General features: G+C 61.1%; 17 protein-coding genes. 7 read left to right on the forward strand and 10 right to left on the reverse strand.

Annotated elements, in window-relative coordinates:
• Positions 1-264 precede the first annotated feature (264 nt).
• Genes V6F91_RS19240 through V6F91_RS19255 form a run of 4 tightly spaced genes read left to right on the forward strand, consistent with a single transcriptional unit; the run spans position 265 to position 4222 of the window.
• Positions 265-1290: an ABC transporter substrate-binding protein gene (locus V6F91_RS19240; RefSeq protein WP_332767164.1), complete on the forward strand. Its 1026-nt coding sequence runs from the start codon at positions 265-267 to the stop codon at positions 1288-1290.
• Positions 1287-2234, forward strand: coding sequence for an ABC transporter permease (locus tag V6F91_RS19245; RefSeq protein ID WP_332767246.1), 948 nt, complete (start codon positions 1287-1289; stop codon positions 2232-2234). Before V6F91_RS19240 ends, V6F91_RS19245 begins: the two co-directional genes overlap by 4 nt.
• Before the next feature lie 6 nt (positions 2235-2240).
• Positions 2241-3050 carry an ABC transporter permease gene (locus tag V6F91_RS19250; protein WP_008088090.1) on the forward strand — a complete coding sequence of 270 codons (810 nt, stop codon included), beginning with the start codon at positions 2241-2243 and terminating at the stop codon, positions 3048-3050.
• A gap of 17 nt (positions 3051-3067) precedes the next feature.
• The gene (locus V6F91_RS19255; protein WP_332767169.1) at positions 3068-4222 is read left to right on the forward strand and encodes an ABC transporter ATP-binding protein; all 1155 of its coding nucleotides are present in this window, start codon (positions 3068-3070) and stop codon (positions 4220-4222) included.
• A 200-nt stretch (positions 4223-4422) separates the two neighbouring features.
• On the opposite strand, the gene pepN is transcribed toward V6F91_RS19255, so the two are convergent.
• From pepN to V6F91_RS19285, 6 genes are read right to left on the reverse strand one after another with little or no spacing between them, the layout of a single operon-like run.
• The gene (pepN, locus tag V6F91_RS19260; RefSeq protein ID WP_332767171.1) at positions 4423-7080 is read right to left on the reverse strand and encodes an aminopeptidase N; all 2658 of its coding nucleotides are present in this window, start codon (positions 7078-7080) and stop codon (positions 4423-4425) included.
• A gap of 10 nt (positions 7081-7090) precedes the next feature.
• Positions 7091-7921 carry a DUF2797 domain-containing protein gene (locus V6F91_RS19265; protein WP_332767173.1) on the reverse strand — a complete coding sequence of 277 codons (831 nt, stop codon included), beginning with the start codon at positions 7919-7921 and terminating at the stop codon, positions 7091-7093.
• Positions 7918-8178 (reverse strand): YeaC family protein, encoded by a 261-nt coding sequence (locus tag V6F91_RS19270; protein ID WP_042609561.1) that lies wholly within the window; start codon positions 8176-8178, stop codon positions 7918-7920. Before V6F91_RS19270 ends, V6F91_RS19265 begins: the two co-directional genes overlap by 4 nt.
• 34 nt (positions 8179-8212) lie before the next feature.
• Positions 8213-9082, reverse strand: a complete 870-nt coding sequence (locus V6F91_RS19275) for a rhomboid family intramembrane serine protease (RefSeq protein WP_332767180.1) — start codon at positions 9080-9082, stop codon at positions 8213-8215.
• Positions 9079-10053 carry a metallophosphoesterase gene (locus tag V6F91_RS19280; protein WP_332767248.1) on the reverse strand — a complete coding sequence of 325 codons (975 nt, stop codon included), beginning with the start codon at positions 10051-10053 and terminating at the stop codon, positions 9079-9081. The genes V6F91_RS19275 and V6F91_RS19280 overlap by 4 nt, the downstream gene beginning before the upstream one ends.
• Positions 10050-10940, reverse strand: coding sequence for an NAD(+) kinase (locus V6F91_RS19285; protein ID WP_011333623.1), 891 nt, complete (start codon positions 10938-10940; stop codon positions 10050-10052). The genes V6F91_RS19280 and V6F91_RS19285 overlap by 4 nt, the downstream gene beginning before the upstream one ends.
• 112 nt (positions 10941-11052) lie before the next feature.
• On the opposite strand from V6F91_RS19285, the gene V6F91_RS19290 reads away from it, so the two are divergent.
• Positions 11053-12003 carry a DUF1853 family protein gene (locus tag V6F91_RS19290; RefSeq protein ID WP_332767183.1) on the forward strand — a complete coding sequence of 317 codons (951 nt, stop codon included), beginning with the start codon at positions 11053-11055 and terminating at the stop codon, positions 12001-12003.
• A gap of 116 nt (positions 12004-12119) precedes the next feature.
• Here V6F91_RS19290 and V6F91_RS19295 read toward each other — a convergent pair whose 3' ends face one another.
• Together V6F91_RS19295 and V6F91_RS19300 are read right to left on the reverse strand one after the other, a co-directional pair.
• Positions 12120-13403, reverse strand: coding sequence for an arsenic transporter (locus V6F91_RS19295; RefSeq protein WP_332767185.1), 1284 nt, complete (start codon positions 13401-13403; stop codon positions 12120-12122).
• A gap of 145 nt (positions 13404-13548) precedes the next feature.
• Positions 13549-14106 (reverse strand): NADPH-dependent FMN reductase, encoded by a 558-nt coding sequence (locus tag V6F91_RS19300; RefSeq protein WP_208940789.1) that lies wholly within the window; start codon positions 14104-14106, stop codon positions 13549-13551.
• Positions 14107-14289: 183 nt separating this feature from the next.
• On the opposite strand from V6F91_RS19300, the gene V6F91_RS19305 reads away from it, so the two are divergent.
• Together V6F91_RS19305 and V6F91_RS19310 are read left to right on the forward strand one after the other, a co-directional pair.
• The gene (locus V6F91_RS19305; protein ID WP_203421736.1) at positions 14290-14526 is read left to right on the forward strand and encodes a hypothetical protein; all 237 of its coding nucleotides are present in this window, start codon (positions 14290-14292) and stop codon (positions 14524-14526) included.
• Positions 14527-14610: 84 nt separating this feature from the next.
• On the forward strand, positions 14611-15504 hold the full coding sequence (locus V6F91_RS19310) for a LysR family transcriptional regulator (RefSeq protein ID WP_332767188.1): 894 nt from the start codon (positions 14611-14613) through the stop codon (positions 15502-15504).
• Here the strand turns inward: V6F91_RS19310 and V6F91_RS19315 are convergent.
• Both V6F91_RS19315 and dnaQ read right to left on the reverse strand, forming a co-directional pair.
• Complete coding sequence (locus V6F91_RS19315) at positions 15470-16084, reverse strand: GNAT family N-acetyltransferase (RefSeq protein ID WP_203421734.1); 615 nt, start codon at positions 16082-16084, stop codon at positions 15470-15472. The genes V6F91_RS19310 and V6F91_RS19315 overlap by 35 nt on opposite strands.
• 105 nt (positions 16085-16189) lie before the next feature.
• Positions 16190-16948 (reverse strand): DNA polymerase III subunit epsilon, encoded by a 759-nt coding sequence (gene dnaQ / locus V6F91_RS19320; RefSeq protein ID WP_332767191.1) that lies wholly within the window; start codon positions 16946-16948, stop codon positions 16190-16192.
• Positions 16949-16984 lie beyond the last annotated feature (36 nt).

The raw sequence follows: 16984 nt of genomic DNA on the forward strand, positions 1-16984 counted from the left end.
CTGTCAGTCGACATCAATGTTGCATGAACCGGCACTTTCGCGAGCAAGCTCGCTCCCACAGGGTTTGTGGTTCACACGCGATTTCCTGAGGCACAAAAACGGCTTCGCCAGATAACCGGTAAGGCAAAGTGCTTGCACAAAGTTTGGAATACCATAATATGATATTCCATAGACCGGACACTCCAACGGACGTCCAGCTACTGCTCCCGTCAGGCGGGCAACAACGCAAGCCCGCTCAATAAACACAACAATGAGGGCGTAAAAATGGTGTTGAACAAAGCTGCAACCGCAATTCTTCTTGCGGGACTGCTCAGCGTCACCGGCCAGGCTGCAATGGCTGCCGAAAGCGTCAACTTCGTCAGCTGGGGCGGTAGCACCCAGGATGCGCAGAAACAGGCCTGGGCCGATCCGTTCAGCAAGGCCAGCGGCATCACCGTCGTCCAGGACGGGCCGACCGACTACGGCAAACTCAAAGCCATGGTCGAAAGCGGCAACGTGCAGTGGGACGTGGTCGATGTCGAAGCCGATTTCGCCCTGCGCGCCGCGGCTGAAGGCCTGCTCGAACCCCTCGATTTCAAAGTGATCCAGCGCGACAAGATCGACCCGCGCTTCGTCAACGATCACGGCGTCGGCTCGTTCTTCTTCTCCTTTGTCCTCGGCTACAACGAAGGCAAGCTCGGCGCCAACAAGCCGCAGGACTGGAGCGCGCTGTTCGACACCAAGACTTACCCTGGCAAACGCGCCCTGTACAAATGGCCAAGCCCCGGCGTGCTTGAACTGGCGCTGCTGGCCGATGGCGTTGCCGCCGACAAGCTCTATCCGCTCGATCTGGATCGCGCTTTCAAGAAACTCGACACCATCAAGAAAGACATCGTCTGGTGGGGCGGCGGCGCGCAGTCGCAGCAACTGCTGGCCTCCGGTGAAGCGAGCATGGGCCAGTTCTGGAACGGTCGTGTGCATGCCCTCCAGGAAGACGGCGCGCCGGTCGGCGTGAGCTGGAAGCAAAACCTGGTCATGGCCGACATTCTGGTCATTCCGAAAGGCGCGAAAAACAAGGACGCGGCGATGAAGTTCCTCGCCAACGCCAGCAGTGCCAAGGGCCAGGCCGACTTCTCCAACCTGACCGCCTACGCGCCGGTCAACCTCGACAGTGTGGAGCGTCTGGATTCGACGCTGGCCCCCAACCTGCCGACTGCCTACGCCAAGGATCAGATCACTCTTGATTTCGCGTACTGGGCCAAAAACGGTCCGGCGATCGCGACACGGTGGAACGAATGGCTGGTCAAATGAAAATGGCGGCCACCGCGCCCCGTCCTGCCACTGCCACCGGGGGCGCCCACGGCGCTGCCGGCCCGGCCCACGGAACCCAGGCGGTTGCGATGCAGCAAGCCCCGTCCCTCAGACAACGCTGGCGCGGCGCCGGCAACCTCGCCCCGGCGCTGTTGTTCCTCGGTCTGTTCTTTCTCGCGCCGTTGATTGGCCTGTTGTTGCGTGGTGTGCTCGAACCAACGCCAGGCCTTGGCAACTATGAACAATTGTTCGCCAACTCGGCGTATGCCCGGGTGCTGCTCAACACCTTCTCGGTAGCCGGGCTGGTGACCCTGTTCAGCCTGCTGCTGGGCTTTCCGCTGGCCTGGGCGATCACCCTGGTGCCGCGCGGCTGGGGGCGCTGGATCCTCAACATCGTGCTGCTGTCGATGTGGACCAGCCTGCTCGCCCGCACCTATTCGTGGCTGGTGTTGCTGCAAGCCTCGGGCGTGATCAACAAGGCGCTGATGGCCATGGGCATCATCGATCAGCCGCTGGAGATGGTGCACAACCTCACCGGCGTGGTGATCGGCATGAGCTACATCATGATCCCGTTCATCGTGCTGCCGTTGCAGGCGACCATGCAGGCCATCGACCCGATGATCCTGCAGGCCGGCTCGATCTGCGGCGCGAGCCCGTGGACCAACTTCTTCCGGGTGTTCCTGCCGCTGTGCCGGCCGGGTCTGGCCTCCGGGGGCTTGATGGTGTTCGTGATGTCGCTCGGTTACTACGTGACCCCGGCGCTGCTCGGCGGTGCGCAGAACATGATGTTGCCGGAGTTCATCATTCAGCAGGTGCAATCGTTCCTCAACTGGGGCCTGGCCAGTGCCGGCGCTGCGTTGCTGATCGCGATCACCCTGGTGTTGTTCTACTTCTACCTGAAGCTTCAACCGGAATCCCCGGTTGGCGCCAGCAACGCGAGGTAAGCCGACATGCTCCTGACCCCCAATGCCATGAGCCGGCGCATGCGTTTCGGCTTGTACGCCACTACCGGGCTGATCGGTCTGTTCCTGCTGTTGCCGATCGTGTTTATCGTGCTGCTGTCGTTCGGCTCGTCGCAGTGGTTGGTGTTTCCGCCACCGGGCTGGACGCTGAAATGGTACGGCCAGTTCTTCTCCAATCCGGACTGGATGAGCGCCGCTGCGGCCAGCCTCAAGGTCGCCGTGCTGACGACGATCTGCGCCGTGGCCCTCGGCTTGCCGACTGCGTTCGCCTTGGTGCGCGGTCGCTTTCCCGGTCGCGAGATGCTTTACGGCCTGTTCACCCTGCCGATGATCGTGCCGCTGGTGATCATCGCCGTGGCGGTGTACGCGCTGTTTCTCAAGCTCGGCTACACCGGGACGATGTTCGCTTTCGTCGTCAGCCATGTGATCGTCGCGCTGCCGTTCACCATCATCTCGATCATCAACTCACTGAAGCTGTTCGATCAGTCGATTGAAGACGCGGCGGTGATCTGCGGCGCCTCGCGCCTGCAAGCGGTGTTCAAGGTGACGTTTCCGGCGATTCGTCCGGGCATGGTCGCCGGCGCCCTCTTCGCCTTTCTGGTTTCGTGGGACGAAGTGGTGCTCAGCGTGATGATGGCAAGCCCCACCCTGCAAACCCTTCCCGTGAAAATGTGGACCACCCTGCGCCAGGACCTGACCCCGGTGATCGCCGTCGCTTCGACGCTGCTGATCGGCCTGTCGGTGCTGGTCATGGTGATCGCCGCCGCCCTGCGCCGGCGCAACGAAATCAGCGCCTGAGCGCCGAGGAGTACGACATGAGTGCCGTGATCAAAGACGCCTCCCAGCAGAACGACAAGCCCCTGGTCAGCCTGCGCAACCTGAACAAGCACTACGGCGACTTTGCCGCCGTCGACAACATCTCGCTGGACATCAAGGACGGTGAATTCCTGACCTTCCTCGGCTCCAGCGGCTCGGGCAAAAGTACGACGCTGTCGATGCTCGCCGGGTTCGAAACACCGAGCAGCGGCGAGATCCTCGTCAACGGTCAATCGCTGGTCAACGTGCCGCCGCACAAGCGCGACATCGGCATGGTCTTCCAGCGTTATTCGCTGTTCCCGCATCTGTCGGTGCGCGACAACATCGCCTTCCCCCTGGCGATTCGCAAACTGGCGGCGGCCGAGCGCGACAAGCGTGTCGACGCCATGCTGAAACTGGTGCAACTGGAACAGTTCGCCCATCGCCGCCCTTCGCAGCTGTCCGGCGGCCAGCAGCAGCGTGTGGCCATCGCACGCGCGCTGGTTTACGAACCACGCATTCTGCTGATGGACGAACCGCTCGGTGCGCTGGACAAAAAACTGCGCGAGGATTTGCAGGACGAACTGCGCCAACTGCACCGGCGCTTGGGCATCACCATCGTCTACGTGACCCACGATCAGGAAGAAGCCATGCGCTTGTCGCAGCGCATCGCGATTTTCAGCCACGGCAAGATTGTCGGCCTGGGCAGCGGTTATGACCTTTATCAGAATCCACCGAATGCCTTTGTCGCTTCATTCCTTGGCAACTCAAATTTCCTCAAGCTCAAGGCGCAGGGCAATGCCGCGGCGAGTTTCGAGGGGCAGCCGTTGTCAATCCGGCTGACGGCCGGGTTGCAGACTGATCAGGATGTGTTGCTGATGGTGCGGCCAGAAAAGGCCTTGGCGTTGAGCGTGCAGCAGGCAGCCCGCGAACCGCTGCCATCGGGCTGGAACGAAGTGTCAGCGACCGTGGTGGAAGTGCTGTTTCTCGGTGAAAGCCAGACCTGCAGCGTGGTCACCGCGGGCGGAACCTCGATGAAAGTGAAAGCCTTGTCAGCCGCCGGCATGCCGCTCAAGGCCGGCGACCCGGTGCATGTGCGCTGGGCTACCACGGATGCCTGCGTGTACACCGAATGGACCGAAAGCGACCTCAACAAAGCTGCCGGCTCGCACTGATTCTCCTGACTCACACAATCCCCTGTAGGAGTGAGCCTGCTCGCGATGGCGGTGCATCAATCAAAGATGTATCCGCTGACACACCGCCATCGCGAGCAGGCTCACTCCTACAATTGGACCGCATTCACCCTCGGGTCACCCCAGCGTCGGGCTGTGGTGACCTTTTTTTCAAGCACGCAAAAACTGACTCGAGTTTGCCCTCAAGCCAGACTCTTGCTCACCACCTCATACACATCACTGGACAACGCCCCCGACGCGAGAATCCGCTCCAGCTCGGCTTTCATCAACGCCTGACGCGCAGCATCGTATTTGCGCCAGCGGGTCAGCGGTGCCAGTTGACGCGAGGCGATTTGCGGGTTGAAGCCGTTCAGTTCGATCACCAGATCGGCGAGGAAGCGATAACCGCTACCGTCCGCCGCGTGGAAATTGATCAGGTTCTGCCCGGCAAACGCACCGATCAGCGCGCGGACCTTGTTCGGGTTCTTGATGTTGAAGGCCGGGTGCTGCATCAACGCTTTGACCCGCTCCAGCCCGCCCGGCAAGGTGCTGCCGGCCTGCACGCTGAACCACTGATCCATGACCAGTGGATTGTCCTTGAAGTGCTCGGCGAAACTCGCCAGGGCCAGGGCTTTCTGCTCTTCGAACGGCGAATTGACCAGCACGGCCAGCGCGGTCAGGCGCTCGGTCATGTTGTCGGCGTTTTCGAACTGCTCCAGCGCCGCCGCCAATACTTCCGGCTTGCCGCTGAGCATCAGGTACGACAGCGCGATGTTCTGCAAGGCGCGACGAGCGAAATGCTCGGCTTCGGCCACGTACGGCGTTTGCTTCGACAGGTCGCGGTTGGCCTGATAACGCAGCCACAGCGCTTCGAACAAACCTTCGGCAAGTTGCTTGCGGGTGAATTCGCGGGCGTTGTGGATCGCCTCGACGTCGGCCACTTCGCTGATTTCGGTGAGGTAGGCCTCACCCGGCAGCGAAAGCATTTCGGCGACCATCGCCTGATCCAGCGACTCGTCGGACAGCACCGTGCGCAGCGCCGAGGTCAGGCGCGGGTCGAGAACCATGGCCTCGCCCTTCTGCTGCTGGCCGATCAGCTCCTGCAGCACCTGCACGGCCAATTGCTGACCGGCATCCCAGCGGTTGAAACCATCGCTGTCGTGCTGCATGAGGAACATCAGTTGATCACGGTTGTACGGGAAGCTCAGCTTCACCGGCGCCGAGAAGCCGCGCAGCAGCGATGGCAGCGGTTGTTCGGCGATGTCGACAAAGATGAAGGTCTGCTCGGCCTCGGTCACCGAGATCACTCGTGTGGTGCCTTGCGCCGACGCTTCACCGGCCAGACGCAGCGCCAGTTCGTTGCCCTGGCTGTCGAGCAGACCGAGTTCGACCGGAATCACGAACGGCAGTTTTTCTACTTTATCCGGGGTTTCTGGGCAGCTCTGGCGGAAGGTCAGGCTGTAGGTTTTCGCTGCCGCATCGTACGACTCGCTGACCGCCAGGCGCGGGGTGCCGGCCTGACTGTACCAGCGCTTGAACTGCGTCAGATCGACGCCATTGGCGTCTTCCATGGCCTTGACGAAGTCATCGCAGGTCACCGCTTGCCCGTCGTGACGCTCGAAGTACAGATCGCTGCCCTTGCGGAAGCCTTCAGCGCCCAGCAGGGTGTGGAGCATGCCGACCACTTCCGAGCCCTTTTCGTACACGGTCAGGGTGTAGAAGTTGGAGATCTCGATGAAGCTGTCCGGGCGCACGGCGTGGGCCATCGGGCCGGCATCTTCGGCGAACTGGTGGGTGCGCAGGTAGGCCACGTCCTGAATGCGCTTGACCGTGGCCGAGTTCATGTCCGAGGAGAAACCGGCGTCGCGGAACACGGTGAAGCCTTCCTTGAGCGACAGCTGGAACCAGTCGCGGCAGGTCACGCGGTTGCCCGACCAGTTGTGGAAATATTCGTGGGCGACGATTGCCTCGACCCGCTGGTGCGCAGCGTCGGTCGCAGTTTCGGCGCGGGCCAGCACGGCGCTGGAGTTGAAGATGTTGAGGCCCTTGTTCTCCATCGCGCCCATGTTGAAATCGTTGACGGCGACGATCATGAAGATGTCCAGATCGTACTCGCGACCGTAGACCTCTTCGTCCCAGCGCATGGATTTCTTCAGGCTGTTCATCGCGTGCTGGCATTTGTCGATGTTTTCCGGCTCGACATAGATGCGCAGCGCGACGTTGCGCTGGCTCATGGTGGTGAAGGTGTCTTCGACGCACCACAAGTCACCGGCGACCAGCGCGAACAGGTAGGCCGGTTTCTTGAACGGATCTTCCCAGGTCGCCCAGTGACGGCCGTCTTCACCCGGGCCCGAAGCGATCGGGTTGCCGTTGGAGAGCAACACAGGGTAGCTGTGCTGCTCGGCGACCACGGTGGTGGTGAACTTGCTCATCACGTCCGGGCGGTCGAGGTAGTAGGTGATCTTGCGAAAGCCCTCGGCCTCGCATTGGGTGCAGAACATCGTGCCGGACTTGTACAGGCCTTCCAGCGCGGCGTTGGTTTCCGGGTGAATCCTGACGCTGGTGTCGACCGTGAAGCTCGCGCTGGTCGGCTGCAGGGTCAGGTGGCTGTCGGAGACTTGATAGTCCGCGGCGCTCAGCTCTTTGTCGGCCAGGGTCACCGAGAGCAGTTCCAGCTGCTGGCCGTCCAGCACCAGCGGCGGCAGGCCCGGGCCACGCTCGGGGTTGCGGCGCATCACCAGTTGCGCGTGGACCAGACTGTGGTCCTCGAACAACTCGAAGGTCAGGTGCGTTTCGTCGATCAGGTATTCGGGCGCCTGATAGTCCTTGAGGTAAATCATCTTCGGTTGTTCGGTGCGCATGCTGGAATCCTTATTGATGCACGGCGAGCTGGTACGCCGTGTACTTACGAATGTTGATCACGCCGGTGTCGAAGATCAGGTATTGGCCCTTGATCCCCAGCAGCGTGCCTTCGGCAATCGGGTTCTTGTCCAGGTTGAAGCTGACGATTTTCGCCGGGTATTGCTCGACGGGATAGCGGATTTCCAGCGGTTCGACATCGGCAATAGTCTGAATTGCCTGTAGGCCGAATCGCTGCTGCAAGCCTTGCAGGCCTTCAGCGCAACTTTCGAACAACTGATCACGCACCTGCGCCAGATCCACCGCCGCCGCGTCGCCCTTGAGCAGCGCGCGCCAATTGGTTTTATCAGCCACCTGGCTGCGGAACAGATCTTCGACGAACCCCGACTGCTGCCGTGTGGAGACGCGCATGATCGGCAACGCCTGACTGGCGCCCTGATCGAGCCAGCGGGTCGGCAGTTGCGTCGCCCGGGTGATACCGACCTTGATGCCGGAAGAATTGGCCAGGTACACCACATGGTCGGTCATGCAGAACTGCTCGCCCCAGGCCGGATCGCGACAGGTGCCTGCGTCATAGTGGCAGCGCTCCGGACTCATGATGCACAGGTCGCATTGCGCCAGTTTGGTCATGCACGGGTAGCAATAACCTTGACTGAAACTGGTTTTGGTCTTGCGCCCGCAATGGGTGCAGTGGATCGCCCCAAGATATTCCAGACGCACCGTGGTGCCGATCAACGGATTGACCGGCACCTCGACGTCATCCAGACGAAACGCGTACTGCACGTTCGGCCCGTCCAGGCGCGCCGACATTTTGCTGATTGCACCGCGGCCAATCTCGATCAATGGATGGCATCCGACTTGAACAGGATGTTCGGCACTTCGATCGATTTCGACGCACACTCCTGCGGGCCCATGTAACCGGTGCGCTGGTCTTCGGGCAGGTTCTGGATTTCCCAGGCAATCATCGCCTGCAACGACAGCTCGCGCTGTTCGGCGGTGAGTTTGTTACCGTCGGACCACTTGCCGATCTCCACGGCCAGTTTCAGGCTCTCGTAGATGTCCGGGGTGATGTTGCTGATCATGTCGTTAAAAGAGGACATCAGGGGTCTCCGTGCTCTTCAATTCGCTAAAAATTCAGACGGCCAGTTTACGGCGGTTATACAAACCACCCAACAAACCGGTAAAGCATCCGATGAGTAACCCGCTCAGGTGCGCGGCGTTGGCGATCTGCCCGAAACCGATCAACGAGATCAGCCCGGACATGCACACCACCAGCCAGATCAGCATCATCGCCAGCACGCCACGCGGCAAACGATAGGCGGGATTCGGCGCCAGCAACTGGAAAATCCAGCAGTGCCCGAGCAAACCGTAAAGCACGCCGGACAGGCCGCCGAACAAAGTCGGGCCGCTCCAGACAAACTGCGCGTAATTGGACACCAGACTGAACAGCAGCGTCAGGCCGATCAGGTTGATGCTGCCCTGACGCGATTCGATGCGCCGGCCCAGCTCCCAATACCACATGCCGTTCATGGCCAGATGCAGAATGCCGAAGTGGATCAGCATCGGCGTGATCAGCCGCCACCACTGCCCTGCCGCCAGACTGTCGGCCAACGGCGTGAAATGGATGTACTCGCCGATCACCCGGAAGTCGAGAAAGGTCAGCCAGCGCAACGTTTCGAGGTTTTCGCCGAGAAACGTCAGACCGCCGACAATCAGGCTCAACAGCAGGATCAACCCGGTGGCCTTTGCGTGTTTCAGTTGTTCGGCGAAGCTCGGGCGCTTGAAGGTCTGGCCCGCTGGAATATCCAGTTGCTGGTCGGGATCGCCGGCCGGGAAGCGTTCATACAGCGAGCGCACGTCGTCGCTGATTTCTGCCGGCGCCCACAACACCTGCTCGCCCGCCTCTTCGCTGACCCGATGCGGCACCTGCATGCGTTGCAGCAGTTTGACGAAACCGCTCAGGTCCACCGCCAACGGCAGGCGCAATACCGCCACCGCACTCATTGCAGCACCTCCGGCCGCTCGACATCGACCCAGACGAATTTTTGCGGATCGAGGCGTGTTTCCTGATCCAGACGATAGGCAACCAGTTTGCCGTAGAGCACTGCGCTGTAATCCAGACACGCGAGGTTCGGGCGGATCGGCGCCGGTTTGCCGCTGCGCCAGTAATGGCCGACGAACAGCAACGGCTCGTCGACGCCATAGCGCAGCAGAGAACTCTTTTCCGTGGAGCTCAGCGGCGTCTGCGCCACCGGCTCCGGCAAGGCGTCGGGCTGGAACACGACGTCGCCGTAGGTTTTCGGGTCGTCTTCCCAGAATTTGGTGCGGAAGAACGAACGCACCAGACCATCGCCACTGGTCATGGTCAGGCCGCCCGGCAGACGCATGTCGGTGCCGCGCAGCAAACGATCAAACACCGTGCAGGCGAAGCTTCCGGGCACCGCCGAGGCCTGCAGGAAGTGCTCATCGATGCAGCCATCGGGGAACAAGCCGCGCAGCGGTTCAATCAATCCGGCATCCCAGCAGGCGTGAACCACCCGAAAGCGCCCGGCATCGACGAACAGTGGTAACTGGTAGAACCATTGCTGGAAGTCATGCCAGTCGCCCGGATGGCCTTCGAACTGGGTAAGGGTTTCATGCAGCAAGCGGGCGTGGCGCGGCGTGTGTTCGCGGACGAACTGCTTGCCGCTGCCCGGTGGCGCCGGGGTGCTCCAGCCGAGCGCATTGAATTCGTGGTTGCCCATGATGCACAAGGCCTGGCCAGCCTCGACCATGTCATGGACGATGTGCAGCGCTTCGCGAATCCGCGGGCCACGGTCGATGATGTCGCCGACGAACACCGCCATGCGCGACGGATGCCGCCAGACCCCGCCCTGCTTGTGATAACCGAGACGGTCAAGCAAGTGTTCCAGGGTCAAGGCGCATCCGTGCACGTCACCGATCAGGTCGTAACTGCGCGCGGGATCGAGCATCAGTCGCCTCCACCGCCCAGCTTGCTGCCCCAGCCGAGCTTGGTGCGGCAGACTTCGTAGTAGTTGTGATCGAGCGGGTGGATCAACCGCAGTTTCTGCGCTTTCTTGCTGACGGTGATGGTGTCACCCGGCGCGCAGGTGAAATGGTTCTGGCCGTCGCAGGAGACTTGCGGGTAGATCTGCATATCTTTGGACACGACGATTTTCAGCTCACTGTTGCCATCGACCACGATCGGCCGTCCCGACAAGGTATGGGGGTACATCGGCACAATCACAATAGCGTCGAGCTTGGGATGCATGATCGGCCCGCCGGCGGACAAGGCGTAAGCGGTCGAGCCGGTCGGCGTCGCGACGATCAGGCCGTCGGCCTTCTGGCTGCAGACGAACTGGCCGTCGATGTACAGCTCGAACTCGATCATCCGCGTCGATTTGCCCGGGTGCAGCACCACGTCGTTGAGCGCGTCGCCCTGGCCGATGGCCTCGGCGTGGCGACGGACTTCAGCTTGCAACAGGAAGCGGTTTTCCACCAGATAGTGGCCGTCGAGCACTTCGGCGACCTTGATTTCCAGCTCGTCCGGGCGAATATCGGTGAGGAAACCGAGGCTGCCGCGGTTGATCCCCAGCACCGGAATATTGTGCTTGGCCAGCGCCCGCGCGGCGCCGAGCAGGCTGCCGTCGCCGCCGACGACGATAACCATGTCACAGACTTCGCCGAGCATCTTGCGCGACGACGTTTGCAGGCCGTGACCGGGCAAAACTTCGGCGATGGTGTCTTCGAGGATCACATGCAGGTGCCGATCGAGCAGAAAGCGTTTCAGTCGGCGGACGGTATCCAGCACCTGGGAACTGCCCAGGCGACCGATGATGCCGATATTACGAAATTGCTCCATGGGACCTCTGCGGACAATCGAAAACGCGAAAACCCGATTATGGGCGAAAGCCGGCGATAGACAAAATCCTTTCAGCCTCAAGGGCGCTCATGATTCAGGCTATGCTCGCAAGATGATCCTGTTTCCCGATTTGCTCCAGTTACCTCACCAGTTGCGCCATCCCGAAGTGCGGGATCTGGCGTGGGTGATCCTCGCCCCGCCGATGCTCGCCGTCACGCCGTGGCCGCAGCGCCATCCGCTGGCAGGCAGCGACTGGGTGCGGGACCCGCAGCGCCTCGAAGACTGGCTGCGTCAGCTCGACCGTGACAGTTACGGCTTGCTGCAGTGGCTGTCGCAGGCGCGGACCCGGCGGCTGGGCCTGTATTACGAGCGGTTGTGGCAGTTTGCGGTGGAGCATGCGCCGGGCATCGACCTGATCGCCGCCAACCTGCCGATCCGCCGCGAAGGCCACACGCTTGGCGAGCTGGACATGCTGCTGCGTGACCGCGACGGCGTGCATCACCTTGAGCTGGCGATCAAGCTTTATCTCGGCCCGCAAAACGGCGATGGCGGCGACCCGGCGCAGTGGCTGGGCCCCGGCTGCCATGATCGGCTGGATCGCAAACTGGCGCATCTGGCCGAGCACCAATTGCCGATCTCGGCGCGCCCGGAAAGCCGCGAAGTGCTGGCGGCGCTAGATATCGAAACCTTCGACGCGCATTTATGGCTGGGCGGTTATCTGCTCTATCCATGGCCCGGTGAGGCTGCATCGCCGCATGGCGCGCACCCGCAGCATTTGCGCGGCACCTGGCTGCATCAGAAGGATTGGCCGGCGTTCGTCGCGCAGCGCCCGGCCGGTCGCTGGCAACCCCTGCCCCGCCATGCCTGGCTGGCACCGGCGCATTACCCGACGGATCAGGTCTGGACTGAAGAGGCTTTGCGCCTGTGGCTGTTGGAACTGCCGCCACTGGCGCCGGCGCAGTTGATGGTGCGCCTGAGTGAAAACGCCCAGGGTGAATGGGAAGAGGCGGAGCGGTTGTTTCTGGTGTCCGACCTTTGGCCGAATGTGCCGGGGCAAGCCTGAGATTTGCGGTGCCTGAGCCAATTCGCGAGCAGGCTCGCTCCCACAGGGGACCGCATTCCAGCTTTGAAACGCATTCTCTGTGGGAGCGAGCCTGCTCGCGAAAAGGCCGACGCGGTTCAAATGGATAAACGCACCGCCAAAGCCGCCAACGTCACCAGCAACACCGGCACCGTCAACACGATCCCGACCCGGAAGTAATAGCCCCAGCCAATGTGAATGCCCTTGCGCTCCAGCACATGCAGCCACAGCAGTGTCGCCAGGCTGCCGATCGGGGTGATCTTCGGCCCCAGGTCGCTGCCGATCACGTTGGCGTAGATCATCGCTTCCTTGATTACCCCGCTGGCCTGGCTGGCATCGATCGACAGCAAGCCGATCAACACCGTCGGCAGGTTATTCATGATCGACGACAGCAACGCCGTCAACACGCCGGTACCGAGCGCCGCGCCCCACACGCCATGGGCGGCGAACGCGTCGAGCCAGCCGGCCAGATAACCGGTCAGCCCGGCATTGCGCAGGCCGTACACCACCAGATACATGCCCAGCGAGAAAATCACGATCTGCCACGGCGCTTCTTTCAAAACCTTGCGCGTGGAAATCCTGTGCCCGCGAGCAGCAATGCCGAGCAACAGCGCGGCGCACACCGCCGAAATCGTGCTGATCGGAATCCCCAGCGGCTCCAGCGCAAAACAGCCGATCAAGAGAATCGCCAACACCGCCCAGCCTGCGTAAAACGTGGCTTTATCGTGAATAGCGGTCGCCGGGTCTTCGAGCTGCGCCGGGTCGTAAGCGGCCGGGATGTCACGACGGAAAAACCACAGCAACATGCCCAGCGTCGCCGCCACGCTGACGAAATTGACGGGCACCATCACCGCCGCATAGCGGTTGAAGCTGATGTGAAAGAAGTCCGCCGAGACAATATTGACCAGATTCGACACCACCAGCGGCAGGCTCGCGGTGTCGGCGATAAACCCGGCGCCCATGACGAAGGCCAGCGTCGCCGCCGGCGAGAAGCGCAGCGCCAGCAACATCGAAATCACAATGGGCGTGAGGATCAGCGCCGCGCCGTCGTTGGCGAACAACGCTGAAACCAGCGCGCCGAGCAGCACCATAAAGGCAAACAGCTTGCGCCCGCTGCCCCGTCCCCAGCGCGCCACATGCAGCGCGGCCCAGGCGAAAAACCCGGCCTCGTCGAGCAGCAGACTGATGATAATCAACGCGACGAAGGTGCCGGTGGCATTCCAGATGATTTGCCAGACCAGCGGAATGTCGCTCAGGTGGACTACACCGAAAATCAACGCCAGCACCGCGCCGAAGGTTGCACTCCAGCCGACGCCGAGGCCTTTGGGTTGCCAGATCACGAGGGTAATGGTCAGGAGGAAAATCAGTGACGCAGCGAGCATTCGCAAAAGCCTTAATGGAAAGTCAGACAGATAAAAACTGTAGGAGTGAGCCTGCTCGCGATAGCGGTCTGTCAGTTAACAATAATGCTGACTGATACACCGCTATCGCGAGCAGGCTCACTCCTACAAGGGACCGCGTACGGATTTACTTTTTGTGTTGCTCTACGAACTGGCCGTAAGCATCAATGAATTTCTGCAGGAACGGCTTGACCGTTTCACTCAACTTGCCCGCCTCGTCAAACGCATTACCCGCGCCGCCCAGGTAGGCTTCCGGCTGTTGCAGGCAATGGATATCGAGAAACACGAAGGTCTGGCGCAGGTGTTGATTGGCGCCGAAACCGCCGATCGCGCCCGGCGAAACACTCATGACCGCACCCGGCTTGCCGCTCCAGCAGCTCTTGCCATATGGACGCGAACCGACGTCGATGGCGTTCTTCATTGGCGCCGGGATCGAACGGTTGTATTCAGGCGTGACAAACAGCACCGCGTCGGATGACGCCACTTTCTGACGGAAAGTGCTGTAGGCTGCGGGCGGTGAATCGCCATCGATGTCTTCGTTGTAGAGAGGCAGATCGCCGATTTCGACAATTTCCAGTTTCAGGTTCGCCGGGGCCAGTTCAGCCAGTGCCAGTGCGATCTTGCGATTGATCGAAGCTTTGCGCAGGCTACCGACCACTACGGCGACGTTGTAGACATTGCTCATGGAAGACTCTCGATGGTCTGTGGGAAGAGTCGCTAGTTATAGATGATCTGTTGGCGATTTCACCAGCGATCATTGGTTTTTCCTGCGCGAGGAATATTTTTTCGCTGTAGGAAAACTTACCAAGCTTGATGACGGTCTACCAAGCCGCAAATCAAGCGTTTTATCTCCAGAGGTTTTAAGCAGATGGCAGCAGTACTCGTCGGTCAGTTTCATGCAAGAGATGCGGAAGGCCGCGTTTATTCCGTGCATGAATTCCAGGAATCGAACCCGTCTGCAGACGGCTTCACCGGCTCGGAGCCCGTCACCACCTACAAATTGGCCATTGGTGACCGCATCAACAAGGTCAGCGACAACGAATACCTGCTGGTGCAATCGGGTATCACGCTGATTCGCGAGCCTGAGCCGATCGCTGCGCAATAAGCCAGCGTGATGAGCAGCAGTCATGTGCGCAGAGTTGGGGTAGGATTCAGCACCGCCCTCACCTGCTGAACATGGACTTCACGCATGCGTTTACGCCACATCGAAGTGATTCAGGCGCTCTTGCAGACCGGTCACCTGGGCACCGCCGCCGAATGGTTGCAGTTGCCGGTGACCGAGGTCGAAGAGCGTTTGCGCGAAGCCGAAAGTCAGCTGGGGTTCATGCTGTTCGCCAGTGTTCGCGGGCGCCTGCAACCGACCGCCGAAGCACGGGCGTTGCAGGTCGAGATCGCCCACGTCTATGCCGCGCTGGAACCGGTACAACGCCTGGCCGGCAGCCTCAAGCAATACCTCGCCCCGCCCTTGCGCATCATCGGCACGCCGCCGCTGGCGCAACAGTTATTGCCACAAAGCCTCGCAGCCCTGCGTCGACGCCTGCCGGAGGCACCCTGCAGCCTGCTCAGCGCTTCGACTCGCGACATCGTCCGCAGCCTGTTACTGCGTGAAAGCGATCTCGGTCTGAGCCTGCACGATCCTGAACATGCCGATATCGATTGCCAGCCACTGGCCCAGGGCAAATTGCAGTTGCTTGCCCCGCACGGCTGGCTGCAACCGAAGCAGAAATACATCTCTCTGCAGGATCTGGCCGGGCAGGCGATGATCGGCCTCGAAGGTCAGGACCCGCTCAGCCCGGCACTGGAAAACAAGCTGCAAGCCCTGCGCCCGGCGCCGAGCATCCAGACCCGCGTACAAACCCAGCAGATGATGCGCTGCATGGTCGAGGCCGGCGAAGGTCTGGCCATCGTCGACCCCTTCACTGCAGTGGATGCCCGCGCAGGCGGACTTGACGTTTGCCCACTGTCACCCGCGGTGCCGATCAGCCTGTATGCGCTGACGTTCAAGCACGCCGCGCCGTCCTCAGCGATTCAAACCTTGCTGACGATCATCACGGAACAAGCCGAGGCGATGTTGTCGAGCTGAGCGGGTTTTCCAATGGGTTATCGAACAATCGATACCAGAACAGCGCAACTTCAGCGGTGTTCGGGTCAATGCCGCGATAGCGCAACTGATCGATACCGCCAATCACGTAACCGCAACGCTCGTACAGCCGACAGGCGCCGAGGTTGTTGTTCTGGGTTTCGAGCATGATCCCCGGGAGTTTTTTCTTGCGGCTCCAGAACTGCGCCACGTCGAGCAACGCCTTGGCCACGCCATGACGCCGGGCCGGTGCATGCACCGCCAGTTCGTCGATGTGGGCAAAACCGTTCCAGTTGGTGCTGATCACCAGATGGCCGACCGGCTCGTCATCCAGATGAGCCATGAAAATCGCGCTGTCAGGCGCGTTGTGAAAAGCGCTGAACTCCTCGGGATCGATGCCGTAGCACTTGCGATACGGCACGATCGGCGTCACCTGCCATTGCTCGACAGGCTTGCCGATCACCGCAGCGCCATACGCCGCGACTTCAAAGCTGAAATCGCTACCCCAGATATACGGCGCAAAGCCGTCGTCGGCGACACGCACCGACAGCCCTGGGTATTTCGGATTCATGACCGGACGCATACTGGGAAAAGTCCTCATTCCTTGATTTTCATCTGCCAATGCACTCAGGGTAGAGGGTTACAGCGGATGTGGCGACGGTGGCCACTTGTCAGTACTGACAGCACCTTACGCCTGTGCGTCGGCTTCAGCGATCTGCGTCCACAACGCCGGAGCGCCGGCCGACTTGGCGATGATTTCCAGTCGTGCCAGGTGCGCCGCCAGTTCTTCCTCGGTCGCGCGGATAATGCGCGCCGGTTGACGATCGGCTGGCAGGCGACGGATTTCCGTGGCGGAGTTGTCGGCGCCCTCACCCGTGCCATTGCCATCGGAGGCATTGCCGGCCAGCGACAGGCTGGTCTGGCCACCGGTCATGGTCAGGTAGACGTCGGCGAGAATTTCCGAGTCGAGCAAAGCGCCGTGCAATTCGCGGCCGGAGTTGTCGACACCGTAACGTTTGCACAATGCATCGAGGCTGTTGCGCTGACCCGGATGACGTTCCCGGGCCATCATCAGGGTGTCGAGGATCGAGCAGTGCCGGGTGATGTCGGCGCGGTCGTGCTGACCCATCAGGGCGAATTCGTTGTTGATGAAGCCAACGTCGAACGCCGCGTTATGGATGATCAGCTGCGCGCCTTTGATGAACTCGAAGAATTCGTCGGCGACTTCGGCAAAACGCGGCTTGCCGACGAGGAATTCGTTGGTGATGCCGTGAACGCCGATGGCGCCCTCGTCACTTTCACGATCCGGTTGCAGGTAAACGTGAAAATGCCGGCCCGTCAGGCGCCGACCGATCAGTTCGACACAGCCGATTTCGATGATCCGGTGACCATCGGTCACCGGCATTCCGGTGGTTTCGGTATCGAGTACAACGGATCTGGTGGCCATCAGTGTTCAGCTCTCAACGGGTCAATCGTGCAAAGG

This window comes from Pseudomonas koreensis (assembly GCF_036668835.1).
In the GTDB taxonomy this organism is placed as follows: Bacteria; Pseudomonadota; Gammaproteobacteria; order Pseudomonadales; family Pseudomonadaceae; genus Aquipseudomonas; species Aquipseudomonas koreensis_I.